The sequence below is a fragment of the Flavobacterium sp. CBA20B-1 genome, assembly GCF_028473145.1.
GTDB lineage: Bacteria > Bacteroidota > Bacteroidia > Flavobacteriales > Flavobacteriaceae > Flavobacterium.
In genome coordinates this window covers 1,624,924-1,647,597 of the sequence record NZ_CP092370.1, presented here as the reverse complement: position 1 = coordinate 1,647,597, position 22,674 = coordinate 1,624,924, and the positions used below count along the sequence as shown (strand labels likewise).

The window sequence follows — 22,674 nt, the reverse complement described above, 5'->3', positions numbered from 1 at the left end:
ACAAAAACTAAACCTGTATTTTATTCCATGCAACCACTTGCACGCCGGAAGAATAATGCACTTTAAAAGGCAAAGTGTTTAAATCTAAATTGCCTAACACATAGTTAGTTTCTAATTGATACAAATCTATATGATATAACGGCCATGGAATATGGTGGATATCGTATCGATATAAACTTTCATTGACATCAACATACAAGCAATAGCGCTCGGTTAAAAAACAATCTAAGTCGGTTTTGTTGGTTATTTCGTTTTTAATTTGATATTTAGCTTCAAACGAAAATTGTTTCTTATTAAACGCTGATTGAAAAAAATCTTTGTTGTTCCGATACATATCGGCATGCTCATAAGGCAAAACCGACAATAATTTTGAAACAGCTACCGAAATAATTTTACTTGCTTCGATACTTAAAAAATATACACCGGGAATATCGTCTTTCACCACATAGGTTCGCAGATTGATTTCCTCGAAATTAGAAATCGGTGCAAATGCAGGCAAAAATCGTGGTCGGATTTTTTCCATGCTAAAAGCCACTAACGAAACATAGGCTTCGTCATTAAACAAATCAAGAGTTAAACCATCGGGAATTAATTCTTGCAACACATCAGCATCTATCTTCCAATGAAAAAACAAAGCACGGTTCCACTCTTGGTAAAAACTATATCCATGCTTGGGTGGATCCCAACTGCGGTGATGGGTTTGTTTTAGTATTTTTTTGATTGATAAGCCCATATTATTTTTGGTGTTTATCGTTTAACAAATCATCGGTAAAATGCTTGCGCTGTTTCACTGTAGAAAATTTATTGGCATTGTATTTCTGAGATTCATTCCGAGGAATTGATAAGGAGTGCCAGTTGTTGTTTTGAATCATTTTACCAATAAAAACAATTTGTCCCACATGATAAGGGTAATGCGCTAGTTGGCGGTTAATAGCCTCTTGAACCGTGTGCCCTTCATTTCGAATATAGACGATTTTGTTTAAATCAGCATCCGATAAGCTGTTCAGGGTTGCAAACAAACAGTTCCAGCCAGCTTCCCATTTTTCTAAAACTTCGTTTGCAGAATTTAAATCGGCTTCAAATTCACTATCGCGGTTACGCCACTCTTTTTCGCCATCGGTTGTAAAAATATCGGTCCAACGCGAAAGCATATTTCCCCACAAATGTTTTACTATAATGGCAATGCTGTTGCTTTCCTCATTAAATTGCCAAAAAAAATCGGTTTCATGCAGTTGTTCAAATGTTTTATCACCCAAGTGTTTGTAATAGGCAAATTGTTTTTTTACACTTTCTATAAATGTTGATTCCATTTGCTACATTTTTTCATTTAAAGATAAATATTTTATGAGAGCTTGCTAAAAATTTTTTTTATAATTATAAGGTTATTATTTTTATGAACCACTTAATCTGTTTCTCTATGCAAAATGAATATAAAGCTTTAGCCGATTCATATAAAAATGCGCTATTCTCTTTTACCGACTATAAAGTTGGAGGGATTGGCGGGAGCAAACTTCCTATTAGCGAATATATTATTGAAGTTACTTACAAGAATATGACAATAAAGATGCGCAATGAATTAGGTAATTATAACTTAGGGACTGTTGATTTGATATTAAGTAATTGTAATTTTCATTCATTTGAAATCACCTCTCGGAATCATTTTATGAGTTTATTTTCTCGGAAAAAAGAAATGCTGAAAATTTCATGTAACAACCTCTCGTTCAGAAACACCCTTCAAGAAACAGTTATTAATTGTGGTTTGGAAAAAATAGCTAAACAAAATGCGTTCGAACCACATATCGTGTCAAGTTATAAAGATGGCAAATGGAAAGTGGCCAGTAAATATCATTTAGAATTTGAAGATAAAATTGGTGCTGCAAATGCGTTGATTGATTTTTATAAATTATTAATCGATTTTGTATAAATTTCACAAAAAAAACCACTCGGCTGAGTGGTTTTTTTATTTATTCAGTAAAATCGCATCGATTACATAGTTGTAATTCAACAAATCGCGATCGTCTTCATCATATACTTTTTCCCATTTAAAATCTGGGAGTAAAATACGTGTGGCTGCTTTTCCGTTCCAATCCACTTTTAAACCATGTTTTTCTAAAACTTCTACGATTTTTTTTGCCACTTCTTTGCTTACAGCATCACTTTCGTTATTAACTTTTTGAAAACTAATATACAGTCCTTCGCCACGAACGGCGCGTTCTAAATCTTGACCGTGATAAAAGCAATATCCTTCCGATTTTTCGTCGTTGTCAATTAAAGTGCGTTCTACTTCTACCACTTCATATTCCCCGTCATCAATCGTAAATCCGGCATAGTGCAGTGCAATGATTTTGTTTTCCGCCAACTCGTCAAAAGCAGCAATTAAACGTTGGGTTTGGGTATCTTCACCCCAATTTTTACTTTCGTTCAAAAGCGTTTCATACTCTTGGTTTATTTGTTCGTGTGCCCATTCCTCCGAAATTTCATCTTCAAAACCATTATCCTCTATTTCTTCGATAATATTGGCTTGGATCTCTTCTAAACTATAAAATCCAGAACGTACTTGTGTGTAAATCGAATCAAAAATAAATTGCTGATCTTCAGACATACTTTGTTTCATACAAATTTGCTTTAAAGCCTTTAACTTTTTAAAATTTTACTGTACGAATATATCAATTCCTTTTAAATTTTAAATATACTGAATGCTTTTTTTTATCAATTTTAAGACAAAAAATTTGTTTTTTAAAGTTTTAAAATGATTTTATTTACCTAACCCTTATTTATAAAGGAAGCTGTACCTTTGCAAATTCTTAATAAAACGAAGCTATGAACAAAGGATTGATTGCTTTGGCTTTTGGCGGTTTGGCCATAGGAATGACAGAGTTTACCATGATGGGTATTTTGCCTGATATTGCCAAAGACCAACAAATAGAAATTACGCAAGCGGCTCATTTTATTGCGTTGTACGCTTTGGGAGTGGTGGTTGGTGCACCTGTTTTAACATTGATTACAGGAAAAATTGCGCCGAAAAAAGTATTGCTTTTCTTAATGCTGTTGTTTGTTTTTTTCAACGGATTGTTTGCAATTGCTCCTGAATATTACACCCTTGCCGGTAGCCGGTTTTTATCGGGCTTGCCCCATGGAGCTTTTTTTGGTGTGGGATCGGTTGTGGCAGCGCAATTAGCAAAAAAAGGAAAAGAAGCACAAGCAATTGCCTTTATGTTTACTGGAATGACGATTGCCAACTTAGCCGGTGTGCCATTGGGAACGTATATTGGTCATCATTTCTCGTGGCGCATTACCTATGCAATTATTGCTTTGTTGGGTTTGGTCACTTTTGCCAGCATTTATTTTTGGTTGCCGGCTTTAAACAATACTGCAAACGGCGATTTAAAACAGCAATTATCCTATTTTACACGTGCTAAAGCATGGCTTATTGTAGCGATTATATCTATTGGAACGGGCGGCTTATTTGCTTGGATTTCCTATATTGCGCCAATGGTTACAAAGGTGGGCAAACTTCCTGAAAGTCATGTTCCTATTATTATGATTTTGATTGGATTTGGAATGTTTATCGGGAATATTTTAGGGGGAAAATTGGCCGATGCTTTTTCACCTACAAAAGCTGCAATTGGTTGCTTTTTAACGATGGCGGTTACTTTAACGGTTGTTCATTTCACGGCTCATATTGAATCGTTGACCTATATAATGGCATTTTGTACGGGATTGGTGGCCTTTACTATTGGTTCGCCTTTGCAAATGATGCTGATTACGTCGGCAAAAGGTTCTGAAAATATCGCCGCCGCCGCCGGGCAAGCTAGTTTTAATATTGGCAATACGTTAGGTGCATATTTTGGAGGCATTCCTATCACTTTGGGTTTTGCTTATAATGCACCCGTGCTTGTGGGTGTGGGGATGGCATTTATAGGAGCATTGCTTGCAACTTTTTATCTTAAAAAATTCTTAAATCAATAATCAGCTTTACCCTTTTTGTAGAAAAAAGGAACACTTTTTAAATATTTTATGGATGCCGAAGCGCTAAAAATCATGTATTTGGCACATGGCACAATCATTGAACTTTGTTTGGTGTAACATTAAATATTTAAAAGCTATGAAGAATGTTTTAAAAATTTTTGGAATCTTATGTTTATCAATCTTTGTATTTACAGCATGTAGTGATGATGACGATCCTGCAAACAATGATTTCTTTGTTGGTCGATACAATGGTAATGTGAGTTACGCAAATAGTGATGAAACAAAATCGAACGATAATGGAAATGTTCAAGTTGTAAAAGTAGGTGATAAATACAACTTCCTGTTTTCAGACGGAATACCAGATATCACTGGTGTTGAAATCGAAAAAAACGAAAACACTGCTGTTATGATTGGATCAACAGAAACCCACTACATCCGAATCAATGCAAGCAATCTAACCATATTGTATTTAAAAGATGGTGCTACTTGGACAGCTGATGCGGATAGATAATACCCATTAATCAATTTTTGAAAAACCCAACAAAACGTTGCTAATGTAACGTTTTGTTGGGTTTTCTTTTTTAAACAAAAACAAGAATAATCTTAAGCTTCTAAATTGCTTTTTATGCTTTTCAATAAACGCTTTTCAAAGTCGGCAATAATACTTTTAGCCCAGAAGTTTGCATAAAAATTCATTTTTGAATTGATGGTATATTCGCATGATAAAACAACTTTGGTTGTAGTATTATTAATAGGTATTAATTCATAACTTATTTTTCCGAATTTAAAATATTTACTTTTCATTATGTGTAAATCCGTGGGTTTATCTCTTAATTCTGACTTATCTAAATGCACTTGAAAACTCACAAAATCATTTTCCTTTAACTCTTCGACGCTTTCGTATAACTTTAAATCATCTGTAAAATATCCAACCCGATACAACAAACTATCTTTGCTATAAATTTTAGAGTTTATTGGTGTAGGAATTCCAACAGTCTGAAAAAATCCATTCCCATATATGTTTGTATCAATAGGTTGTACTTCTAATAAATTAGGAAAAATAGCTGATGTACTTTTATGAATGATAACAGAATGGGTTTCTTTAAAAACCTGAGACTTATTAGGAAAAATATTTTCTACCGGGCTTAATACCAAGGGTAATAGAAAAATGGAATATATTTTTTTGTTAACTATTCTATCTTTTAGAAATGCACCAAGTAAAATTCCTAAAACACCAGCTGCAATAAAACAAGGAATTCCCACAATGAATAAACAAAAAACATCTTCTATACCTGTAAGGTAAGTGGTGATTAAAAATAAAAAAACACTTATAATGGGGTATAAAAATAGTTTTAAGGGTGATAAGTACAGTTTGTTCGATGAAAACAAAATTGGAAAAAGACCTATTAGTGTAGGGATTATCCATATAAATGTGATACTGAATAAATCATACAAACCACTTAAATGATCCATATCTGAAAGCAATCTAAATGCAATACCGTATAAAATTCCTAAGACAAACCCCGCATATTGCGAAACATTTTTTATTTTCATTTGTGCGATTTATCTTCTATTCAAATTTCTTCCCAGAGCAAAGCAACTTATAACAAAAGTTAAAACAGCTGGTAAAACCCATTCTAAATTGTATCGCGCCATTGGAAAGGCATGCAACAGATTGGCTAAAAAAGTTTCTTCTGGAAACCAACCGGTTAAAACCCGCACAAACGAAATCACCATAGTAACTACCAATGTAATAAAATAAGGTTTTTGGTTGGTGATTGTTTTTCCAAAAAGCAATACCGACAATATAAGAACCAAGGTCACCGGATAGATGAAATTCAACAAAGCTGCCGCATATTCTATTATGGTATCAACACCTGTAATGGCTAAGAAAATAGAAATTAAGGTAATAGAAATGACTCCTTCTATATAACCCAATTTTCCTTTCGTTAAGCGTTCAAAAAAGTTTGCCGAACCTGCTGTTAATGCAATAGCTGTTGTTATACACGCCAAAAGCATTAGTAAAGAAATTAAATACACACCGTTGCTACCAAAATACTGAGTGGCAATGCTTATTAGCAACGAAGAACGTGTTACATCGGATGCGTTGGCTTGAGCATGTGCCCCTAAATAAAACAACCCGCCATACACCAACAGCATACAAACTGCAGCCAAGAGCGCCGATTTTACCACTACGTCAATTTTATCCTTTGTATGTGTGTATCCTTTGCGATTGGCACCTGCAATTAAAAGTACGGCAAAAATCAAACCTGCCAATACATCCATTGTTTGATAGCCTTCCTGAAAACCAACATAAAAGCGGTCTTCAATCACCGTGGGCAAAGTGTCTAAAGTGGTTCCCATAAAAAGTCCCGGAAGAATTAGTAGCACTAAAAAAAACAGTAAAAGGGGCGCAAAAATCTTTCCTAAAATTCCCGTAATTTTATTGAGTGAAAACGATGCCACCATTACCGCTCCAAAAAACAACACACACACCCAAACCGGCTGCGCTGTTGGTATGATAGGCTGAATGGCAACTTCAAAAACCGACGCCCCGGCTCTTGGCAAAGCGATTAAGGGGCCAATACAAAGCACATTTATTAACGATAAAAGATAGGCCAGTTTCACGTTGGCACGTGCGCCCAAATCGGTGAAATAATTACCAGAAACAGCTACTGCAAAAATCGCCAAAACTGGCGCCAAAATAGCAGTAAGCGAAAATCCGGTAAAGGTAAAGGTCCAATCCGTTCGGGTTTGAAAACCTAAATAGGCAGGTAATAATAAGTTTCCCGCACCAAAAAACATAGCAAATAATGCCATCCCAAGAAAAAGGATGGTTTTACGTTTTCTTACATCCATGAATTCTCCAATTTATTTTCATTTTTTTCAAACATACTTATTTTTTTTAACAAAACATTATGTTTTGTGTTATAAAATCTAATTTTTACAATCATTAAAACAATTACTCTGGCTCAAAATCCATCAAACATCGAAATTTCATGTTAAAAGAAATTATGTTCCTATCCAATCAATTACAACACAATTGTGATAAATCACACACAAAATTGTACATTTGCACAAACAATTTTTTTAGAAAAATGTACAGAAGTCACAATTGCGGCGAACTGCGTTTAGCCGATGTAAATAAAGAAATTACCCTTGCGGGATGGGTTCAAAAATCGCGTGATAAAGGTTTTATGATTTGGGTTGATTTACGCGACCGATACGGCATCACCCAATTAATTTTCGATGAATCGCGCACCGAAGCATCTGTTATGCAACTTGCCAAATCATTAGGTCGTGAATTTGTTATTCAGGTTAAAGGAACGGTGATTGAACGTGAATCTAAAAACAGCAATATTCCAACGGGCGAAATCGAGGTTTTAGTGAAACAACTCACCATTCTAAACGAGTCGCAATTGCCGCCATTTACCATTGAAGACGAAACTGACGGCGGTGAGGATATTCGTATGAAATACCGTTATTTGGATATTCGCAGAAACCCGGTTAAAAACAGTTTGTTGTTTCGCCACAAAGTAACGCAAGAGGTTCGTAATTATCTTTCTAATCTAGATTTCTGCGAGGTTGAAACGCCTTATTTAATTAAGTCAACGCCCGAAGGTGCGCGCGATTTCGTGGTGCCTTCACGTATGAATCCGGGACAGTTTTATGCTTTACCACAATCGCCACAAACCTTTAAACAGTTATTAATGGTAGGCGGAATGGATAAATATTTCCAAATTGTGAAATGTTTCCGTGACGAAGATTTACGTGCCGACCGCCAGCCAGAATTTACACAAATCGATTGCGAAATGTCGTTTATCGAACAAGAAGATATTTTAAATGTTTTTGAAGGATTAACACGACATTTATTAAAGAAAATCCACAACATAGAAATTGAAAAATTCCCACGTATGACTTTTGATGAAGCCATGAAAACATACGGGAACGACAAACCGGATATCCGTTTTGGAATGAAGTTTGGCGAATTAAATGCTGTGGCTCAACACAAAGAATTTCCGGTATTTAACTCGGCTGAATTAGTAGTTGGTATTGCCGTTCCGGGAGCAGCATCGTACACAAGAAAAGAAATCGATGCGTTGATTGATTGGGTAAAGCGTCCGCAGGTAGGTGCATCGGGCATGGTGTATGTAAAATGCGAAGCAAACAATCAATACAAATCATCGGTAGATAAATTTTACGATCAAGAAGATTTGGCAAAATGGGCAGCAGCGACCGAAGCAAAAGAAGGCGATTTGATCTTGGTTTTATCAGGTCCTGCAAACAAAACGCGCGCCCAATTATCGGCATTGCGTATGGAATTAGGAAACCGCATGGGCTTGCGTAAACCAAACGAATTTGCACCTTTGTGGGTTGTTGATTTTCCGTTGTTGGAATGGGACGAAGAAACCGAGCGGTTCCACGCTATGCACCATCCGTTTACATCGCCAAAACCTGAGGACATGCACTTGTTAGACACCGATCCGGGTAAAGTTCGTGCAAACGCTTACGATTTGGTATTGAACGGTAACGAAATTGGTGGTGGATCGATCCGTATTCACGACAAAGAAATGCAGGCTTTAATGTTTAAACACTTAGGTTTTTCACCAGAACAAGCTCAAGAACAATTTGGCTTTTTAATGAACGCTTTCCAGTTTGGTGCACCACCACACGGAGGTTTGGCTTTTGGATTGGATCGATTAACAGCTATTTTGGGCGGTCAAGAAACCATTCGCGATTTTATTGCATTCCCTAAAAACAATTCAGGTAGAGATGTAATGATTGATGCACCTGCAACGATTGATAACACTCAATTGGATGAATTATCAATTATGCTGAATGTAAAGGCATAGTTTTACTAAATATTTCAAAGAGACTCTCAACGACACGTTTGTTGAGAGTTTTTTTTTGAAAATCAACGCTTATATTTGTGGTATAGAAAAAAATTGTATGAAAAAAATAATCATCCTTTTCTTAAGCATTTGCAGTTTGTCTGTAATGGCTCAGGAAAAATACGAAGCGTTTCAGTACGAAGACAAATTTGGGGTAGTAGAAATAAACACCTTAAACGAATTTATCGAACCAACTTACAGTGATAGAAATTCTTATTTCGATCCAATAACTTTAATAAATGGCGGTGAATATACTTTCGTTGATCGAGTTTCTGGAAAAAAAGAAAGCTATACATCAACTAAAGAAGAATTACGCTTTAATGGTAATTACTATATGCATTTTTATAAAGATGATAAGAGTGTTTTTATTCCTAGAGATGCCAAAAACAAAATCTCGTTTAATAAGAAATACCGAGAAGCAATAGGAGGTGGTGGCAATTTAATAGTGAAATATGATGGGTTGTATGAAGTATATGTCAAGCCAAACTTTAAAACTCCGAAAGTAAAAGATATTAAAGCAAAAAAGGTTTATAAAAATTTGGTTTTCCGTAAAAGGACTCAAAAAGAAGAATATCTGACCATTTTTTACGGCAACGATGCCATTTATGTTTACGATAAAAACTATAAGCTTTTAAAAGAATATCCGTCAGACACCGAATACGAATCCAGAATGTTTGAAGTTATTTCGGGTGAATTTACAGAAGTAGAAAAAGAAGATTATCCGCCTGAAATGAGTTTAATGCCGGAATATTTTAGTGTTAATAAAAAAGAAGGTTATACAATTTTTACATCCAATGAATTTAAGAAGCCATTTCAAATAAAAGGAACGTATCGAAACCATGTTATTTATGGAGAAAAAAATTGGATTATTCTTATTGATAAAGAAACCGATAAAAAATATTCGTTTAGAATAGATTTTGAAAAGAAACGTTTTCTGCTACCAAAAAGATACCAAGAAATTTTAGAACTAAAATTTATAGAATAAAAAAACCTCATCGTTTGATGAGGTTTTTTGTTTCCAAGAGCGGAAGACGAGGGTCGAACTCGCGACATTCAGCTTGGAAGGCTGACGCTCTACCAACTGAGCTACTTCCGCGTTTACGATTTTTAAATCTTCGTTTGATTTTCCAAGAGCGGAAGACGAGGGTCGAACTCGCGACATTCAGCTTGGAAGGCTGACGCTCTACCAACTGAGCTACTTCCGCATTTTTACGATTTTTAAATCTTCGTTTGATTTTCCAAGAGCGGAAGACGAGGGTCGAACTCGCGACATTCAGCTTGGAAGGCTGACGCTCTACCAACTGAGCTACTTCCGCATATACGGTTTTTAAATCTCCGCCTGATTTTGTGTTTGCAAATATAGCTATAAATAAATAGTACAAGCAAATTTTTTTTGAGGTTTTTTAGTGAAAAAAATGTGTTTTTGGTGTAATTGTAAAATAATCAAATGGTTATGTGGTTGAGGTAATTTATTATTTAGATTTAATAAAAAATTAACAAGTTTTAGTTCGGTGATTGCCGAACTAAGGGTAAATTTGCACAAAAAATTAACATGCATAAGGTATTAGATCTCGATTTGTTTAAAGAAACTTCGGCACATTACGAACGATTTCATAAAATGCAGCCCCTAACGGCGCGCCTTTATGCATTGCTGGTATTTAACAATTGCACAGACGGTTTATCGTTCGATGATTTGTTGGAATTACTTCAATCTAGCAAAAGTTCCATTTCACATAGTTTAAATACATTGATCGAAATGAATTTTATCGAACAATACAAAAAGGAAAACGAGCGTAAACGATACTTTAGAATCAACAGAAATCTTTTTTTAAAACGGATGGAGGATGTTAAAGAACGATTAACCGAAGAAAAAAAGGTGTACACCAAAATTCGAGAATACAAAAAAACAAACGCCACCACACTTTTTAAGCCCGAAGCATTTAATTTTTACATTTTGCATTTAGATGATGCAATAAATTCAATAGAAAAAACAATTCAAAACCTAAAACTCCATATTAAACCAAATGAAGAATAATACGCTAAAAGCCCTATTTATGGTGCTAATTGGAACGGCAACAATTGGTTGTTCCAAAAAAGAAGAAGCCCCAAAAGCAGCTGCCCCTGCTTTAGATGTGGTTGCTGCAACTACTAAAGATGTGGTTGGATACACCACTTTTCCAGCTACTATACAAGGAAAAATAAACAACGATGTTCGTGCAAAAATTCAAGGATATATACAAGAAGTCTATGTACATGAAGGACAAGTGGTGAGCAAAGGACAACCATTGTTTAAGTTAGAAGCTAATAATTTGGCAGAAACGGCAAGTGCTGCAAAATCGGGTATTGCGGTTGCGCAGGCAAATGTAAATGTAGCACAGGTTGAGGTTGATAAACTGATTCCTTTGGTTCAGAAAAACATCATTAGCAATGTGCAGTTAGAAACCGCAAAGGCAAATCTGGCATCGGCAAAAAGTATGTTGGCACAGGCAAAAGCTAATTTTGGTTCGGCTAGCGCAAATGTTGATTATTCGGTGGTTCGTGCGCCAATAAGCGGAATTGTGGGGCAATTGCCTTTGAAAAAAGGAAGCTTGGTTGGCCCAACAGATCAAATGGCATTAACCACCATTGCTGATATCAGTTCGGTTTACGCGTATTTTTCAATGAACGAAAAAGAGTATTTTGAGTTTTTAAATGCAACCCCCGGAACTTCTTTATCCGAAAAAATTAAAGATTTACCAGAGGTGGAATTGCAATTAGCAGACGGAAGTATTTATTCTGAAAAAGGCAAGATCGAAACCGTGTCAGGTCAGATTGATGCTGCAACAGGAACAGTTCAATTCCGCGTAGCTTTTAAAAATCCTAACAAATTATTGAGCAACGGAAACAGCGGAACCATTCGTTTACCTAAAAAATATACTAATGTTTTGGTAGTGCCCGAAGTAGCCTCGTACGAGCAACAAGGAAAGGTGAATGTTTACAAAGTGGTTAACGACACTGCTGTTTCAACAGTAATTAATGTGGTAGATCGTGTGGATAACATGATTATCGTGAATAAAGGCATTAAAACAGGCGATGTAGTAGTGGTGAGCGGCGTGGGAACTTTAAGAAACCAAACAGCCATTAAGCCTAAAAAAGCCAATTTCGACACTATTGTAAATGCTATAAAACCTGTTTTTTAATCGAAAAATATTATGCTAAAAACGTTTATTGAAAGACCCGTATTATCTACGGTTATTTCTATTTTAATAGTCATTTTGGGTATTTTGGGGTTGACCGTTTTACCGGTTACTCAATACCCAGATATTGCACCACCAACTGTTCAGGTAGCTGCTTCGTATCCCGGAGCAAACGCTCAAACGGTTCTAGAGAGTGTTATTGTTCCTATTGAAGAACAAATTAATGGTGTGGAAGGTATGGATTACCTAACTTCTACCGCTAGTAACGATGGTTCAGCATCGGTTCAAATTGTTTTTAAACAAGGTATCGATCCTGATATTGCTGCCGTGAATGTTCAAAACCGGGTGGCGCGTGCAACCCCTTTATTGCCTACAGAAGTTACGCGATCGGGCGTTACCACTCAAAAACAGCAAACCTCATCGTTGATGTTTTTGTCGTTTTATTCTGAAAATGAAAACTACGATGCCACTTATATTCAAAATTACATGAATATCAACATTATACCCGAACTTAAAAGGGTAAATGGTGTGGGCGACGCAACTGCTTTTGGTGCAAAAAACTATTCTATGCGTGTGTGGTTAAACCCTGTAAAAATGGCTGCTCACGGTTTGGTACCTGCCGATGTGAGTGCAGCAATCAACGAACAATCATTAGAAGCTGCAGCGGGTCAGTTGGGGGAAAACTCTGGAGAATCGTTTCAGTACATCATTAAATACAGCGGTAAGTATAAAACCGAAACGCAATATGAAGATATTGTGATAAAATCAATGGAAAACGGCCAAGTGCTTCGTTTAAAAGATGTGGCTGATATTGAATTGGGTGCGCAAACCTATGGTGGTTATTCAGAGCTGAATGGAAATCCGGCGGTTGCAATGGCAATTTATCAAACACCGGGATCCAATGCGCAAGATATCATCAACGAGATTAAAAAAGAGTTGGTAACCATTGAAAAAAATCTACCGGAAGGCATTAAATACAAAATCAATTTAGATTCCAATGAATTCTTAGATGCTTCGATCGATAAAGTTGTAACCACTTTAATTGAAGCATTTATTTTGGTATTTATTGTGGTGTATATCTTTCTACAAGACTTTAGATCTACTTTAGTGCCTTTGATTGCAGTGCCGGTATCGATTATTGGAACTTTTTTCTTTTTGAATTTGTTCGGATACTCCTTAAACCTTTTAACGCTGTTTGCGCTGGTGCTCGCCATTGGTATTGTGGTAGATGATGCTATTGTGGTAGTGGAAGCCGTGCACGCAAAAATGGAAGAAACCGGCCAAGACGCCACCACTGCTACTACAAATGCAATGGGCGAAATATCGGGGGCCATTGTTTCCATCACCTTGGTAATGTGTGCGGTGTTTATTCCGGTTACGTTTATTAGCGGACCAACCGGAGTTTTCTACAAACAATTTGGTGTAACGTTGATTGTTGCAATTGCCATTTCGGCAGTAAACGCATTAACGTTAAGTCCGGCGTTGTGTGCGTTGTTCCTAAAACAGCACGATGCTACACACGGTAAAAAACGTAGTTTTATTCAACGATTTTTCGATGCGTTCAACAATTCGTTCAATGCAATGACTAATAAATATGGTAAATCGTTTCAATTCTTATTCAAACACAAATGGGTAACTTTTATCATTTTGGCAGCTTGTTTAGGAGGGGCATACCTTGCAAACAAAACCATGCCGGCAGGATTTGTACCAAGTGAAGACCGCGGATTTATTATGGGTAATGTGGAATTACCCGCGGGTGCGTCGGTTGACCGAGTTTATAAATTGGAACGTGAATTTAGTAAACAAGCCGAAAAAATCCCGGGTATTGAATCGGTAACTGTTATTTCAGGTCGAAGCATTATTTCTGGTTCAGGATCTAACTATGGTTTCATGTTGATAAAAATGGAACCTTTTGCAAAACGTACTACAGATGATAAAGCAACTGATGCAGTAATTGGTAAATTGTTTGGGTTAGCTGGGAAAAATTTCCCAGAAGCCAAAATGATTTTCTTTCAGCCACCAAGCATCCCCGGATTTGGTTTTTCTGGTGGATTTGAATTGAAATTACTAGACAAATCGGGTGGTGATTTAAAAGATTTTGACAAAACTACTCAAGCATACATCAACGCGCTGATGCAACGTCCGGAAATTATGTATGCACAAACACCTTTCAACACCAATTATGCACAATACGAAATTAAGTTAGATATTGTTCGTGCCAAACAATCGGGCGTATCGGTAAGCAACATATTTTCTGCATTGCAAGGATACATTGGTGGTAATTATGTGAGCGATTTCACCCGTTTTGGTAAACAATACCGCGTGATGTTGCAATCATTGCCTGGCGATCGCCAAAATGTATCCAGTCTGAACGGTATGTTTGTTCGCACGGCTTCTGGGGCAATGGCACCTTTAAGTCAATTTGTAACTTTAGAAAAAGTATATGGTCCGCAATCGGTCAATCGTTTCAATTTGTTCACATCGGCAAACGTATCCGGAGCTCCAAAACCAGGTTATTCTTCGGGCGATGCCATCAGAGCTGTTCAAGAGGTTGCCGAACAAAATTTATCAACTAATTACGGAATAGATTTTACCGGATTAACCCGTGAAGAAATCAATGCAGGTTCGCAAACCATCTTAATTTTTGCCTTGTGTATCGTGTTTGTTTACTTTATTTTGGCAGCACAATATGAAAGTTATATGTTACCTTTTGCGGTAATTTTATCGTTGCCAACAGGTATTATGGGTGCTTTTATATCACAAAAAATCGCAGGCTTAGAAAACAACATCTATTTCCAAATTGCACTGGTCATGCTCGTGGGATTGCTCGCCAAAAACGCCATTTTAATTGTAGAATTTGCATTGCAGCGAAGAAAACACGGCGAAACTATTCTACAAGCAGCTATTGACGGAGCCAAAGCACGTTTACGCCCGATTTTAATGACTTCATTTGCTTTTATTTTAGGATTGATGCCATTGGTTTTTGCAGGTGGTGTGGGATACATTGGAAACCGTTCTATTGGAACCGGTGCCGCATTTGGTTTGTTAATAGGAACTGTATTGGGAGTGTTTGTCATTCCGGTTTTGTTTGTGATTTTTCAAGCATTACAAGAGAAAATTAAACCCGTGAAATTCGATCAAAAAGCAATAGAAGAATAAATATGAATACTATATATAAAACAGCCTTTGTGGCAATTACAGCTGTTTCGTTACAATCATGTATTGCTACAAAAGATTATCAAAAACCGAATGCCTGGGAAAACGCATCCTTCAATACAAACGAGGTTGTTAAAGACAGTGCCGTACAAAGTGTATTGCCGTGGCAGCAGGTTTTTACCGATACCGCTTTACAGCAACACATTCAAACAGCGTTAGAAAATAATATTGATATTCGTGTAGCGTTAGAAAATATCAATCAAGCACAATCGTATCTGTCTCAAGGCAGAATGGGACATTTGCCAACATTTACAATCGGTACAAATTACACACATTCTGTAAACTCTATCAATACACAGTTTGGTCGAATTTTAGGTCAGCGTCAGCGATTGGATCAGTTTGATATTACCGGAAGTTTAGGTTGGGAAGCCGATATTTGGGGAAAAATCACAAGCAAAAAATTGGCAGCCGAAGCCACCTATCTGCAAACGGTATCAGCACACAAAGCTGTAAAAACGCAGCTGATTGCAATGGTTGCATCAACTTATTACAATTTATTGGCTTTAGATGCACAGAAACAGGTGGCACTAAAAACCATTGAAAACCGCAACAAAAGTTTAGAAACCAATAAAGCATTGAAAGATGCCGGGCGCGTAACAGAAGTTGCCGTGAAACAAACCGAAGCACAAGTTTTAAGTGCGCAAGCTTTGTTGTTGGATATCGAAAATAACATCAAGCAGCAAGAAAATTCGTTGAGTATTTTAAAGGGAATGTTTCCTAAAGCGATCGAACGATCAACTTTTGCAGATTTACAGTTAAATGTTGATACAGAAGAAGGTGTTTCGATTGAAACCTTAAACAACAGACCCGATATTCAAGCTGCCGAATTGGGCTTTAGAAATGCTTTTGAATTGACGAATGTTGCCAAAGCAAGTTTTTATCCTACATTAAAATTAACGGCAAGCGGCGGATTACAATCGGTTGAGTTTGAAAAATTGTTTGATCCTACTTCGTTTTTTGCAAGTATCGTAGCCGGAATTGCACAACCTGTTTTAAACGGAAGACAAATCCGCACGCAATATGAAATCAGCTTATCAAATCAGGAAAAAGCATTTTTAGAATACAAACAAACGGTTCTAAATGCCAGCAAAGAAATTTCGGATGCGTTGTATGCCATCGATATCAACAATAAAAAATTAGTTTTAAAGCAGAAAGAAGCTGAAGCTTATTCCACGGCTGTAAATTACTCGCAAGAATTGTTGAACAATGGTATGGCAAGCTATTTGGAGGTTTTAACTGCAACAGAAAGCGAACTGAATGCGCAGTTGAATATTATTACCACGCAGTATAATTTGTGGAATGCCAACATACAACTATACAAAGCAATGGGTGGCGGTGTAGAGTAATTTTTTTCTATTTATATAAGTGATTAATGCAGCTAATTTTGGCTGCATTATTTTTTTAATTTAGACTTTAGAGGTTTTTAAAACCTGTGAGCTCTTGACAGAACTAATGAGTTTTTAAATTTTTGTATCTTTGAAAGAAAACAACATGAGATTTCTTTTGTTTTTAGTGTTTTTTCCTCTGACGATTTTTTCGCAAGAAACATTCTCGTATAAAAGTAATAAACAACAGTTTTTTAACCTGCGTCCGGGAACCGATAAAACATTTCATTACATTCAAATGGATAAAGCCGATATTACACTAAACACATTATTTTTAATAGATGCAAATACAGAAAAATTAATCATACCCGAAGACGGTTATTATGAACTATCAGCATCATTTTATTTTAATCCTAGCACAAGTGTGATAAAATTCAACAGAGCCGGTGTGAATTTTGGAATTGTTCAAATTTTCGATGGAGTAGAAGAATACGTTGCAGCAACCCGAAAATCGTTTGATCAAGACAATCAAGATGAATTTTCGCGGATAGAAGTGCATCCAACTATTGTTTATCTATCAAAAGATGCAGTGGTGGCAGGTGCAATTAGCGCTGGATTGTTAGGTAATCCGCTACTGAGCTGTGAATTGGGTTGCAACCGAAAAAACAAAAATTGCACCTCGTTTGCAATGACTATAAAATTAATAAGTGATCAAGATGGGTTTCAAAGATATTATTAGGGTTTTAATTTTTTTGGTTGGATTTAGCGTATTTGCTCAAGAAAAATCGTTTTATATTCGAAGTATCCGAAGCATTCATTTAGAAAACACACCGTCGGTTATGCAACAGTTAAAGTTTCAGCCGGTTGATGTAGTTTACAATAAAATCACCCAGTTTTTAAACGATAAAATTACCGTTTCCTCATCGGGCACGTTTGAAGTTTCTGCTTTTGCAAACATCAATCCGGGTGTAATGGGCAGTTCGTCTAAAGACAGTATTCACATGGAATTGTATCTGATTAAAAATGCACAAATGCCCACCGAAGAAATTTTGGGTAAAACCGAATTTAGATTCAGCTACGGAAATTTTGATGTTGCTTCTGGACTTTTAATTGCCCCAACCGAAGTGCAACTGCAAAAAAACGATGAAATCTCTCTTTGGGTTAAAATTCTGCCAACATCGAATATTGATATTAATAAAAGTCCAAAATACGATCACGTAACAAAACCAACCGGAATGCAACAGATTGCGGGTATGAGGATTGCGAAGCTTCTATAACAAAGGCGACAACAACCTGCAAATCGAAGCAAATGCTTTGTAATACCACTTCTCGTTTTTCCAGATTTCGGCAGTAAACAATGTGCTTCCTAAAATATCCTTTTCAAATTGCTGGGTTAATTGTTCGGCAATGGTTTTGTCTAAAACAACCGCCGAAAGTTCGAAATTAATTAAAAAACTGCGTGCATCTAAATTGGTGGTTCCAACGTAGCTTAACAATCCATCGATACATATTGTTTTGGCATGAATAAAGCCTTTTTTGTACAAATAAACCTTCATGCCACGATTCAAAAATGGTTTAAGGAACGATAATGATGCAGCCTGAACTATTGCGGAATCACTTTTGGAAGGAAGCATCAACGAAACTTGTACTCCTTTTGAAACAGCCACTAACAAAGCGGTTTTAAACGATTCGGTAGGAATAAAATATGGCGTGCACAACTGAATGCTTTTTTGTGCTGCCAGAATACTTAATATCATAGCTTCCATCACATACGGAGGCGTATCACCGGGCGATGAAAAAGCAAACGTTACGGGCAATTTCTTTTCAAAAACGGTTTGAACTTCCGGCAGATAGTTGTCATTCAAAGCAAACGATTTTGCTGAAATGCTTTGCCAATGCAGCCAAAACTGTGCCTGCAACATTTTGGTAGCATCGCCATGAATTCTTATTGCTGTATCGCGCCAATACAGGTTGAATTTATTTGGATTGATGTATTTGTCTGAAATGTTAATGCCCCCAACATAACCAATCAGCCCATCAATAACGATGATTTTTCTGTGGTTACGGTAATTGCTGTTTGCCAAAGACGAAAAGCGTACAGGCAGAAAAACTTCCAATTGAATACCTAATTGCTGATAAAAATTTTGCTTTTTTGCCAAATCGGTCGATCCAAAATCATCAATAATTACACGTACTTCAACGCCTTGCTGTGCTTTATCCACCAAAATAGCCAAAAGTTGCTTGCCGATTTGATCTTCCTCAAAAATATAATATTCTAGATGAATATGATGTTTTGCCTGTTGCAGATCCGCTAATAAAACAGCAAATTTTTCTTCGCCGTTTGTCAAGAGCGCTGCTTGGTTGTTTGATGTAGGAATTGATGTTTTTGTGTGCACCAAATATTCAAACACATCATTCAAATGATTGTCATAGGTTTCGGTAAGTCTAATTTCGTTCGAAATAAATGGTGCTAAATCGCTCCAGCGTTCTTCAAATCGATTTTTATAGCGGCTGTCTAATCGCTTAAAATATTTTTCTTTTTTAAATTTCTGTCCGAAAAAGTAATACAACAACACCCCGCCAAGCGGAATAAAAACAATGACCATTAACCATGCAATCGTTTTTTCGGGTTTGCCGTTTTCTATTAAAATGGTGATAAACGCTGTGATGTTTAACAAAGTTAACGGAATCCAATACCATTCTTTAACAAATTCCCAAATTGTAAGTAAGTTTTCCATAACTTGTTGTTGTTTTATTCTAAATTAGCTAATTGTTAATACATTTGCAATGAATTTTTTTACAAAATGGTTTAAAAAACCTACAACAGAAAGCAACACACATCAAATGAAAAAATATTTAATTGTTGGCCTAGGAAACATTGGTGCCGAATATGTGAATACGCGCCACAATATTGGATTTAAGGCGGTTGATTTTATGGCGAACGAAGCCGGTGCAACTTTTGAAACCGTGAAATTGGGAGCTTTGACACAGATTAAAGTAAAAAACAAAATTTTACTTTTGCTAAAACCCAACACATACATGAATTTGTCGGGCAAAGCGGTGCAATATTGGATGGATAAAGAAAAAATTGCCAAAGAAAATGTTTTGGTTATTACAGATGATTTAAATTTACCATTTGGAACCATACGCATTAAAGCAAAAGGTTCAGACGGCGGACACAATGGTTTGAAGAATATCCAGCTGATTTTGAATAGTTCAGAATATCCGCGTTTGCGTTTCGGAATTTCGGATGAATTTAAAAAAGGACAGCAGGTTGATTATGTGTTGGGCGATTGGACCGATGAAGAAACAACTGCTTTAAAAGAACGTTTAAACGTGGTTTCGCAAGCGGTGAAAGAATTCGCTTTGGCGGGTTTAAACAATGCAATGAATAATTATAATGGCAAATAAAAATGAAAAAAATTTTATCACTACTTACAATCGCTGCTTTGGCAACAAGTTGTAACACTGTAAAAGGCGTAGAATCTACCAATTGGTTAGGTAAAAAAGTAACAATGGTTTCTGTTGCTCCCGAAAATGGAAAAGTATCAGCTACTCGTGAATTTGAAAAAGGCTTGAATTTGAATGGTTTTGAGCAGTTATATCCGCAAACTAATTTCAACCCTGAAACGGTTTTAATACAATACAGCTACGATCGAAACAAAGCCAAAGAAAATTATGCTGACGATTTTTACAAAGAAGAATTGTTTATGGAAATTCCGGCAAAAGCCTTTAAAAAAGAATATAAAGATGCTGCTTTGCAAGATGTAAAATTAGTTTACGGCAAGCATTGTTATTGCAAAGGCGAAGCAGGATATTACAAAATCACACAAGGAACCTTGAAGGTAGATCATTCTGAAAAACAGACAAAAATAAAATTGTCGTTCAAAGCACCTCACAGCTCTGTTATAGAACAAGTTGAGTTTGTTGTAGAATAAGTTCTAAAGATGTCTTTTCAGACATCTTTTTTTGTATATTTATTTTATGAGAAAAATTGTAGCACTTATTATAATGGGATTTTCCTGGGCAGGATTTTCTCAAATTATACCTCCAGCTCCTGAAGAAAAAGGAGTTGTTGAAGCTCCTGTGAGTAATTCAACTAACGACAGTATTATTAACGGAAATGCTTCAGATTATATAACACTTACAGGTAAAACAATACACCGGTTTGTAGCCGAAAATTTCAGCTATCCAGACCAAGCTTTAGATGAAGGAATTACAGGAACAATTTACGTAGATTTTGTAGTAGAAAAAGACGGCACCGTTCAGCAAGCTACTATTAGAAAAAGCGTTTGTAAAGAATGTGATTTGGAAGCTATTCGCGTTGTAAAAAGATTAAGGTTGAAACCTATTTTGATTGATGGAAAACCAGAGCGTATTCGTTTTCGTATTCCCATTCGTTTAGCTTTAGAATAGTTTTTTAAGAAAATAAAATGTACCTTCGCAACCATAAAGAGAGGTGTCCGAGTGGTTGAAGGAGCAAGCCTGGAAAGTTTGTATGTGGGTAACTGCATCGAGGGTTCGAATCCCTTCCTCTCTGCTAACAGTATTAAAAGCCGACAGTAGTCGGTTTTTTTAATTTCCAATAACAAAACCCACACGCTGCTGAAAGCATTTATTTTGAAAACTCAGCCGTAAAATGTGTTCAAAAAACCGCTACAAAAACAGCGCATACCAACACTTCAAAATTTTTTATTTTTAAAAAAAACTTTTGGTTTACATGCTTATTATAGGTTCAAAACAATCGCCCTTTTGCAAGATGTTATTAGTTTCATTTGTTAAAAAAGAAACTTTTTTCGTTTCGGCTTCAAAATTCATCCTAAACACTTGCTTTTCAAAAGTTTCAGATTTATCAGGCGTAAAAAAAAACATATCTTCTTCCACGCTAAAAGTTCCGTTTATAAACTGAATATTTTTAGCTTGCCCCAGGAATAACCTTCTTTTTCAGTTTGTTCTTTTTTTATAGGATCAAAATGATATGTGGTAATAACCATTTGTGCTAAATTGTTGCTCCAACCATATTCTAAAAGTGTTTCAGTAACAAACATCATTGCCTCTTTTTGCGTTTCGGTTTTATAGATAAAACACTTTTTTTCGGTAGCTTCAATTATTGGTTCTGCTACCTCAACGGGTAATTTCTCAACCTGTCGAACGGGTGGTGGTGGAATAACTTTTCTTATTTTCTTTTTTTGTGCCGATGCAGTTAAACACAACAATAACGCACCGATTAACCATAGATTTTTCATAATCAAACAAACAATATTTCTTTGTTAAAGATAGAAAAGATTTTGAAACGTGATTAGGACAAATCAGATAAATCTGTTTCGGGTTGCAGCTCTACCGCTGGTTGATTTTGACGGAACAATCGTGCCGGTAAACTGCCCTTCAACGTAATTTTTTGTCCGTACACTTCCAGCCAACTTCCCTCGCGAAGTCCAAGAACAGGTTGTGAATTAAAACAATGAAATTCATTGATACGGGTTTCGCGGGTTTCGCCCATGTGTGTAGAACCTTCTACTGGATCCAAATAATGCGGGTTTATATTAAACGGAACCATTCCCAATGTTTGGAAACTAGGTGGGTACACAATCGGCATATCGTTTGTAGTTTCCATAGTTAAACCGGTAATATTGCTTCCAGCCGAACAACCTAAATAGGGCGTACCGTTTTGCAGTACTTTTTTTAGAGGCGATAAAACGTGTTGCCCATACAGTTGTTTTACCAATAAAAAGGTGTTGCCACCGCCGGTGAAAATAGCTTCGGCCTTTTGAATTGCTGCTACGGGATTTTCAAAAGTATGTAAACCCACCACTTTTTTATCAATTTTTGCAAAAGCATCTGCCACCTTAGCAGTGTATGCATCATGCGAAATACCGCCTGGTCTTGCATAGGGAATAAACAATATGGTGCTTGCGGTTTTAAAATGATTTTTTAAAGCAGGCAGTAAATATTCTAAATACCCCATTCCATGTAAGGTTGATGTGCTTGCAATGAGTAAATGCTTCATAATATTGATGGATGATGTGTGAAACAAACAGCAAACTTATTTATTTAACAATTGTTTACCAAAACGCTGTTTATCTTTTAACACTTTTG

The 22,674-nt window shown here is 36.3% G+C and carries 23 protein-coding genes and 4 tRNA genes; 15 read left to right on the top strand and 12 right to left on the bottom strand.

Annotated elements, in window-relative coordinates; all coding sequences use genetic code 11:
- Positions 1 to 7 precede the first annotated feature (7 nt).
- Entirely contained in the window at positions 8 to 733 is a 726-nt protein-coding gene (locus MG290_RS08280; protein ID WP_264560860.1) for a YqjF family protein, read from the bottom strand.
- A 1-nt stretch (position 734) separates the two neighbouring features.
- Entirely contained in the window at positions 735 to 1,310 is a 576-nt protein-coding gene (locus tag MG290_RS08275) for a DUF1572 domain-containing protein (RefSeq protein ID WP_264560859.1), read from the bottom strand.
- Between the two features lie 107 nt (positions 1,311 to 1,417).
- On the opposite strand from MG290_RS08275, the gene MG290_RS08270 reads away from it, so the two are divergent.
- Entirely contained in the window at positions 1,418 to 1,924 is a 507-nt protein-coding gene (locus MG290_RS08270; RefSeq protein WP_264560858.1) for a hypothetical protein, read from the top strand.
- A 36-nt stretch (positions 1,925 to 1,960) separates the two neighbouring features.
- On the opposite strand, the gene MG290_RS08265 is transcribed toward MG290_RS08270, so the two are convergent.
- Positions 1,961 to 2,614: a DUF6891 domain-containing protein gene (locus MG290_RS08265; RefSeq protein WP_264560857.1), complete on the bottom strand. Its 654-nt coding sequence runs from the start codon at positions 2,612 to 2,614 to the stop codon at positions 1,961 to 1,963.
- Between the two features lie 206 nt (positions 2,615 to 2,820).
- On the opposite strand from MG290_RS08265, the gene MG290_RS08260 reads away from it, so the two are divergent.
- Together MG290_RS08260 and MG290_RS08255 are read left to right on the top strand one after the other, a co-directional pair.
- The gene (locus MG290_RS08260) at positions 2,821 to 3,969 is read left to right on the top strand and encodes an MFS transporter (RefSeq protein ID WP_264560856.1); all 1,149 of its coding nucleotides are present in this window, start codon (positions 2,821 to 2,823) and stop codon (positions 3,967 to 3,969) included.
- 136 nt (positions 3,970 to 4,105) lie between these two features.
- Positions 4,106 to 4,480: a hypothetical protein gene (locus tag MG290_RS08255; RefSeq protein WP_264560855.1), complete on the top strand. Its 375-nt coding sequence runs from the start codon at positions 4,106 to 4,108 to the stop codon at positions 4,478 to 4,480.
- 92 nt (positions 4,481 to 4,572) lie between these two features.
- Here MG290_RS08255 and MG290_RS08250 read toward each other — a convergent pair whose 3' ends face one another.
- Both MG290_RS08250 and brnQ read right to left on the bottom strand, forming a co-directional pair.
- Entirely contained in the window at positions 4,573 to 5,523 is a 951-nt protein-coding gene (locus tag MG290_RS08250) for a hypothetical protein (RefSeq protein ID WP_264560854.1), read from the bottom strand.
- A 9-nt stretch (positions 5,524 to 5,532) separates the two neighbouring features.
- A complete protein-coding gene (gene brnQ / locus MG290_RS08245; RefSeq protein WP_264560853.1) occupies positions 5,533 to 6,828 on the bottom strand; it encodes a branched-chain amino acid transport system II carrier protein in 1,296 nt (431 codons plus the stop codon).
- Positions 6,829 to 7,067: 239 nt separating this feature from the next.
- Between brnQ and aspS the strand changes: the two genes are divergently transcribed.
- Positions 7,068 to 8,822 (top strand): aspartate--tRNA ligase, encoded by a 1,755-nt coding sequence (gene aspS, locus MG290_RS08240; RefSeq protein ID WP_264560852.1) that lies wholly within the window; start codon positions 7,068 to 7,070, stop codon positions 8,820 to 8,822.
- A 97-nt stretch (positions 8,823 to 8,919) separates the two neighbouring features.
- Positions 8,920 to 9,846 carry a hypothetical protein gene (locus tag MG290_RS08235; RefSeq protein ID WP_264560851.1) on the top strand — a complete coding sequence of 309 codons (927 nt, stop codon included), beginning with the start codon at positions 8,920 to 8,922 and terminating at the stop codon, positions 9,844 to 9,846.
- A 38-nt stretch (positions 9,847 to 9,884) separates the two neighbouring features.
- Here the strand turns inward: MG290_RS08235 and MG290_RS08230 are convergent.
- The 3 genes from MG290_RS08230 to MG290_RS08220 all read right to left on the bottom strand — a co-directional run bounded on the left by MG290_RS08230 (position 9,885) and on the right by MG290_RS08220 (position 10,177).
- Positions 9,885 to 9,957 (bottom strand) — tRNA-Gly (locus MG290_RS08230).
- 36 nt (positions 9,958 to 9,993) lie between these two features.
- Positions 9,994 to 10,066 (bottom strand) — tRNA-Gly (locus tag MG290_RS08225).
- Between the two features lie 38 nt (positions 10,067 to 10,104).
- A tRNA-Gly gene (locus MG290_RS08220) sits at positions 10,105 to 10,177 on the bottom strand.
- A 236-nt stretch (positions 10,178 to 10,413) separates the two neighbouring features.
- On the opposite strand from MG290_RS08220, the gene MG290_RS08215 reads away from it, so the two are divergent.
- The 6 genes from MG290_RS08215 (at position 10,414) to MG290_RS08190 (ending at position 17,855) form a co-directional block, all read left to right on the top strand.
- Positions 10,414 to 10,896, top strand: a complete 483-nt coding sequence (locus MG290_RS08215) for a hypothetical protein (RefSeq protein ID WP_264560850.1) — start codon at positions 10,414 to 10,416, stop codon at positions 10,894 to 10,896.
- The gene (locus tag MG290_RS08210; RefSeq protein ID WP_264560849.1) at positions 10,886 to 12,040 is read left to right on the top strand and encodes an efflux RND transporter periplasmic adaptor subunit; all 1,155 of its coding nucleotides are present in this window, start codon (positions 10,886 to 10,888) and stop codon (positions 12,038 to 12,040) included. Before MG290_RS08215 ends, MG290_RS08210 begins: the two co-directional genes overlap by 11 nt.
- 12 nt (positions 12,041 to 12,052) lie before the next feature.
- A complete protein-coding gene (locus MG290_RS08205; RefSeq protein ID WP_264560848.1) occupies positions 12,053 to 15,196 on the top strand; it encodes an efflux RND transporter permease subunit in 3,144 nt (1,047 codons plus the stop codon).
- A gap of 2 nt (positions 15,197 to 15,198) precedes the next feature.
- Positions 15,199 to 16,599, top strand: a complete 1,401-nt coding sequence (locus MG290_RS08200) for an efflux transporter outer membrane subunit (protein ID WP_264560847.1) — start codon at positions 15,199 to 15,201, stop codon at positions 16,597 to 16,599.
- A gap of 145 nt (positions 16,600 to 16,744) precedes the next feature.
- Positions 16,745 to 17,317, top strand: a complete 573-nt coding sequence (locus tag MG290_RS08195) for a hypothetical protein (RefSeq protein WP_264560846.1) — start codon at positions 16,745 to 16,747, stop codon at positions 17,315 to 17,317.
- Positions 17,295 to 17,855 carry a hypothetical protein gene (locus MG290_RS08190; RefSeq protein WP_264560845.1) on the top strand — a complete coding sequence of 187 codons (561 nt, stop codon included), beginning with the start codon at positions 17,295 to 17,297 and terminating at the stop codon, positions 17,853 to 17,855. Before MG290_RS08195 ends, MG290_RS08190 begins: the two co-directional genes overlap by 23 nt.
- On the opposite strand, the gene cls is transcribed toward MG290_RS08190, so the two are convergent.
- Positions 17,850 to 19,316: a cardiolipin synthase gene (gene cls / locus MG290_RS08185; protein WP_264560844.1), complete on the bottom strand. Its 1,467-nt coding sequence runs from the start codon at positions 19,314 to 19,316 to the stop codon at positions 17,850 to 17,852. The two genes, MG290_RS08190 and cls, sit on opposite strands and share 6 nt — an antisense overlap.
- Before the next feature lie 106 nt (positions 19,317 to 19,422).
- Here cls and pth point away from each other — a divergent pair, with 106 nt between their 5' ends.
- The 4 genes from pth (at position 19,423) to MG290_RS08165 (ending at position 21,118) form a co-directional block, all read left to right on the top strand.
- Positions 19,423 to 19,989: an aminoacyl-tRNA hydrolase gene (gene pth / locus MG290_RS08180; RefSeq protein ID WP_264563189.1), complete on the top strand. Its 567-nt coding sequence runs from the start codon at positions 19,423 to 19,425 to the stop codon at positions 19,987 to 19,989.
- A 2-nt stretch (positions 19,990 to 19,991) separates the two neighbouring features.
- Entirely contained in the window at positions 19,992 to 20,516 is a 525-nt protein-coding gene (locus MG290_RS08175; protein ID WP_264560843.1) for a hypothetical protein, read from the top strand.
- Positions 20,517 to 20,562: 46 nt separating this feature from the next.
- Positions 20,563 to 20,994 (top strand): energy transducer TonB, encoded by a 432-nt coding sequence (locus tag MG290_RS08170; RefSeq protein WP_264560842.1) that lies wholly within the window; start codon positions 20,563 to 20,565, stop codon positions 20,992 to 20,994.
- A gap of 37 nt (positions 20,995 to 21,031) precedes the next feature.
- Positions 21,032 to 21,118 (top strand) — tRNA-Ser (locus MG290_RS08165).
- Positions 21,119 to 21,294: 176 nt separating this feature from the next.
- Here the strand turns inward: MG290_RS08165 and MG290_RS08160 are convergent.
- The 3 genes from MG290_RS08160 to pepE are packed head-to-tail and all read right to left on the bottom strand — an operon-like array spanning position 21,295 to position 22,585.
- Positions 21,295 to 21,462, bottom strand: a complete 168-nt coding sequence (locus MG290_RS08160) for a hypothetical protein (protein WP_272585160.1) — start codon at positions 21,460 to 21,462, stop codon at positions 21,295 to 21,297.
- Positions 21,463 to 21,476: 14 nt separating this feature from the next.
- On the bottom strand, positions 21,477 to 21,824 hold the full coding sequence (locus MG290_RS08155; RefSeq protein ID WP_264560841.1) for a hypothetical protein: 348 nt from the start codon (positions 21,822 to 21,824) through the stop codon (positions 21,477 to 21,479).
- Between the two features lie 53 nt (positions 21,825 to 21,877).
- Positions 21,878 to 22,585 (bottom strand): dipeptidase PepE, encoded by a 708-nt coding sequence (pepE, locus tag MG290_RS08150; RefSeq protein ID WP_264560840.1) that lies wholly within the window; start codon positions 22,583 to 22,585, stop codon positions 21,878 to 21,880.
- Positions 22,586 to 22,674 lie beyond the last annotated feature (89 nt).

Bases quoted from the DNA above. Each gene is read 5' to 3' on its own strand.
- MG290_RS08280 (WP_264560860.1), bottom strand. From the start codon at position 733: ATGGGCTTATCAATCAAAAAAATACTAAAACAAACCCATCACCGCAGT.
- MG290_RS08275 (WP_264560859.1), bottom strand. From the start codon at position 1,310: ATGGAATCAACATTTATAGAAAGTGTAAAAAAACAATTTGCCTATTAC.
- MG290_RS08270 (WP_264560858.1), top strand. From the start codon at position 1,418: ATGCAAAATGAATATAAAGCTTTAGCCGATTCATATAAAAATGCGCTA.
- MG290_RS08265 (WP_264560857.1), bottom strand. From the start codon at position 2,614: ATGAAACAAAGTATGTCTGAAGATCAGCAATTTATTTTTGATTCGATT.
- MG290_RS08260 (WP_264560856.1), top strand. From the start codon at position 2,821: ATGAACAAAGGATTGATTGCTTTGGCTTTTGGCGGTTTGGCCATAGGA.
- MG290_RS08255 (WP_264560855.1), top strand. From the start codon at position 4,106: ATGAAGAATGTTTTAAAAATTTTTGGAATCTTATGTTTATCAATCTTT.
- MG290_RS08250 (WP_264560854.1), bottom strand. From the start codon at position 5,523: ATGAAAATAAAAAATGTTTCGCAATATGCGGGGTTTGTCTTAGGAATT.
- brnQ (WP_264560853.1), bottom strand. From the start codon at position 6,828: ATGGATGTAAGAAAACGTAAAACCATCCTTTTTCTTGGGATGGCATTA.
- aspS (WP_264560852.1), top strand. From the start codon at position 7,068: ATGTACAGAAGTCACAATTGCGGCGAACTGCGTTTAGCCGATGTAAAT.
- MG290_RS08235 (WP_264560851.1), top strand. From the start codon at position 8,920: ATGAAAAAAATAATCATCCTTTTCTTAAGCATTTGCAGTTTGTCTGTA.
- MG290_RS08215 (WP_264560850.1), top strand. From the start codon at position 10,414: ATGCATAAGGTATTAGATCTCGATTTGTTTAAAGAAACTTCGGCACAT.
- MG290_RS08210 (WP_264560849.1), top strand. From the start codon at position 10,886: ATGAAGAATAATACGCTAAAAGCCCTATTTATGGTGCTAATTGGAACG.
- MG290_RS08205 (WP_264560848.1), top strand. From the start codon at position 12,053: ATGCTAAAAACGTTTATTGAAAGACCCGTATTATCTACGGTTATTTCT.
- MG290_RS08200 (WP_264560847.1), top strand. From the start codon at position 15,199: ATGAATACTATATATAAAACAGCCTTTGTGGCAATTACAGCTGTTTCG.
- MG290_RS08195 (WP_264560846.1), top strand. From the start codon at position 16,745: ATGAGATTTCTTTTGTTTTTAGTGTTTTTTCCTCTGACGATTTTTTCG.
- MG290_RS08190 (WP_264560845.1), top strand. From the start codon at position 17,295: ATGGGTTTCAAAGATATTATTAGGGTTTTAATTTTTTTGGTTGGATTT.
- cls (WP_264560844.1), bottom strand. From the start codon at position 19,316: ATGGAAAACTTACTTACAATTTGGGAATTTGTTAAAGAATGGTATTGG.
- pth (WP_264563189.1), top strand. From the start codon at position 19,423: ATGAAAAAATATTTAATTGTTGGCCTAGGAAACATTGGTGCCGAATAT.
- MG290_RS08175 (WP_264560843.1), top strand. From the start codon at position 19,992: ATGAAAAAAATTTTATCACTACTTACAATCGCTGCTTTGGCAACAAGT.
- MG290_RS08170 (WP_264560842.1), top strand. From the start codon at position 20,563: ATGAGAAAAATTGTAGCACTTATTATAATGGGATTTTCCTGGGCAGGA.
- MG290_RS08155 (WP_264560841.1), bottom strand. From the start codon at position 21,824: ATGAAAAATCTATGGTTAATCGGTGCGTTATTGTTGTGTTTAACTGCA.
- pepE (WP_264560840.1), bottom strand. From the start codon at position 22,585: ATGAAGCATTTACTCATTGCAAGCACATCAACCTTACATGGAATGGGG.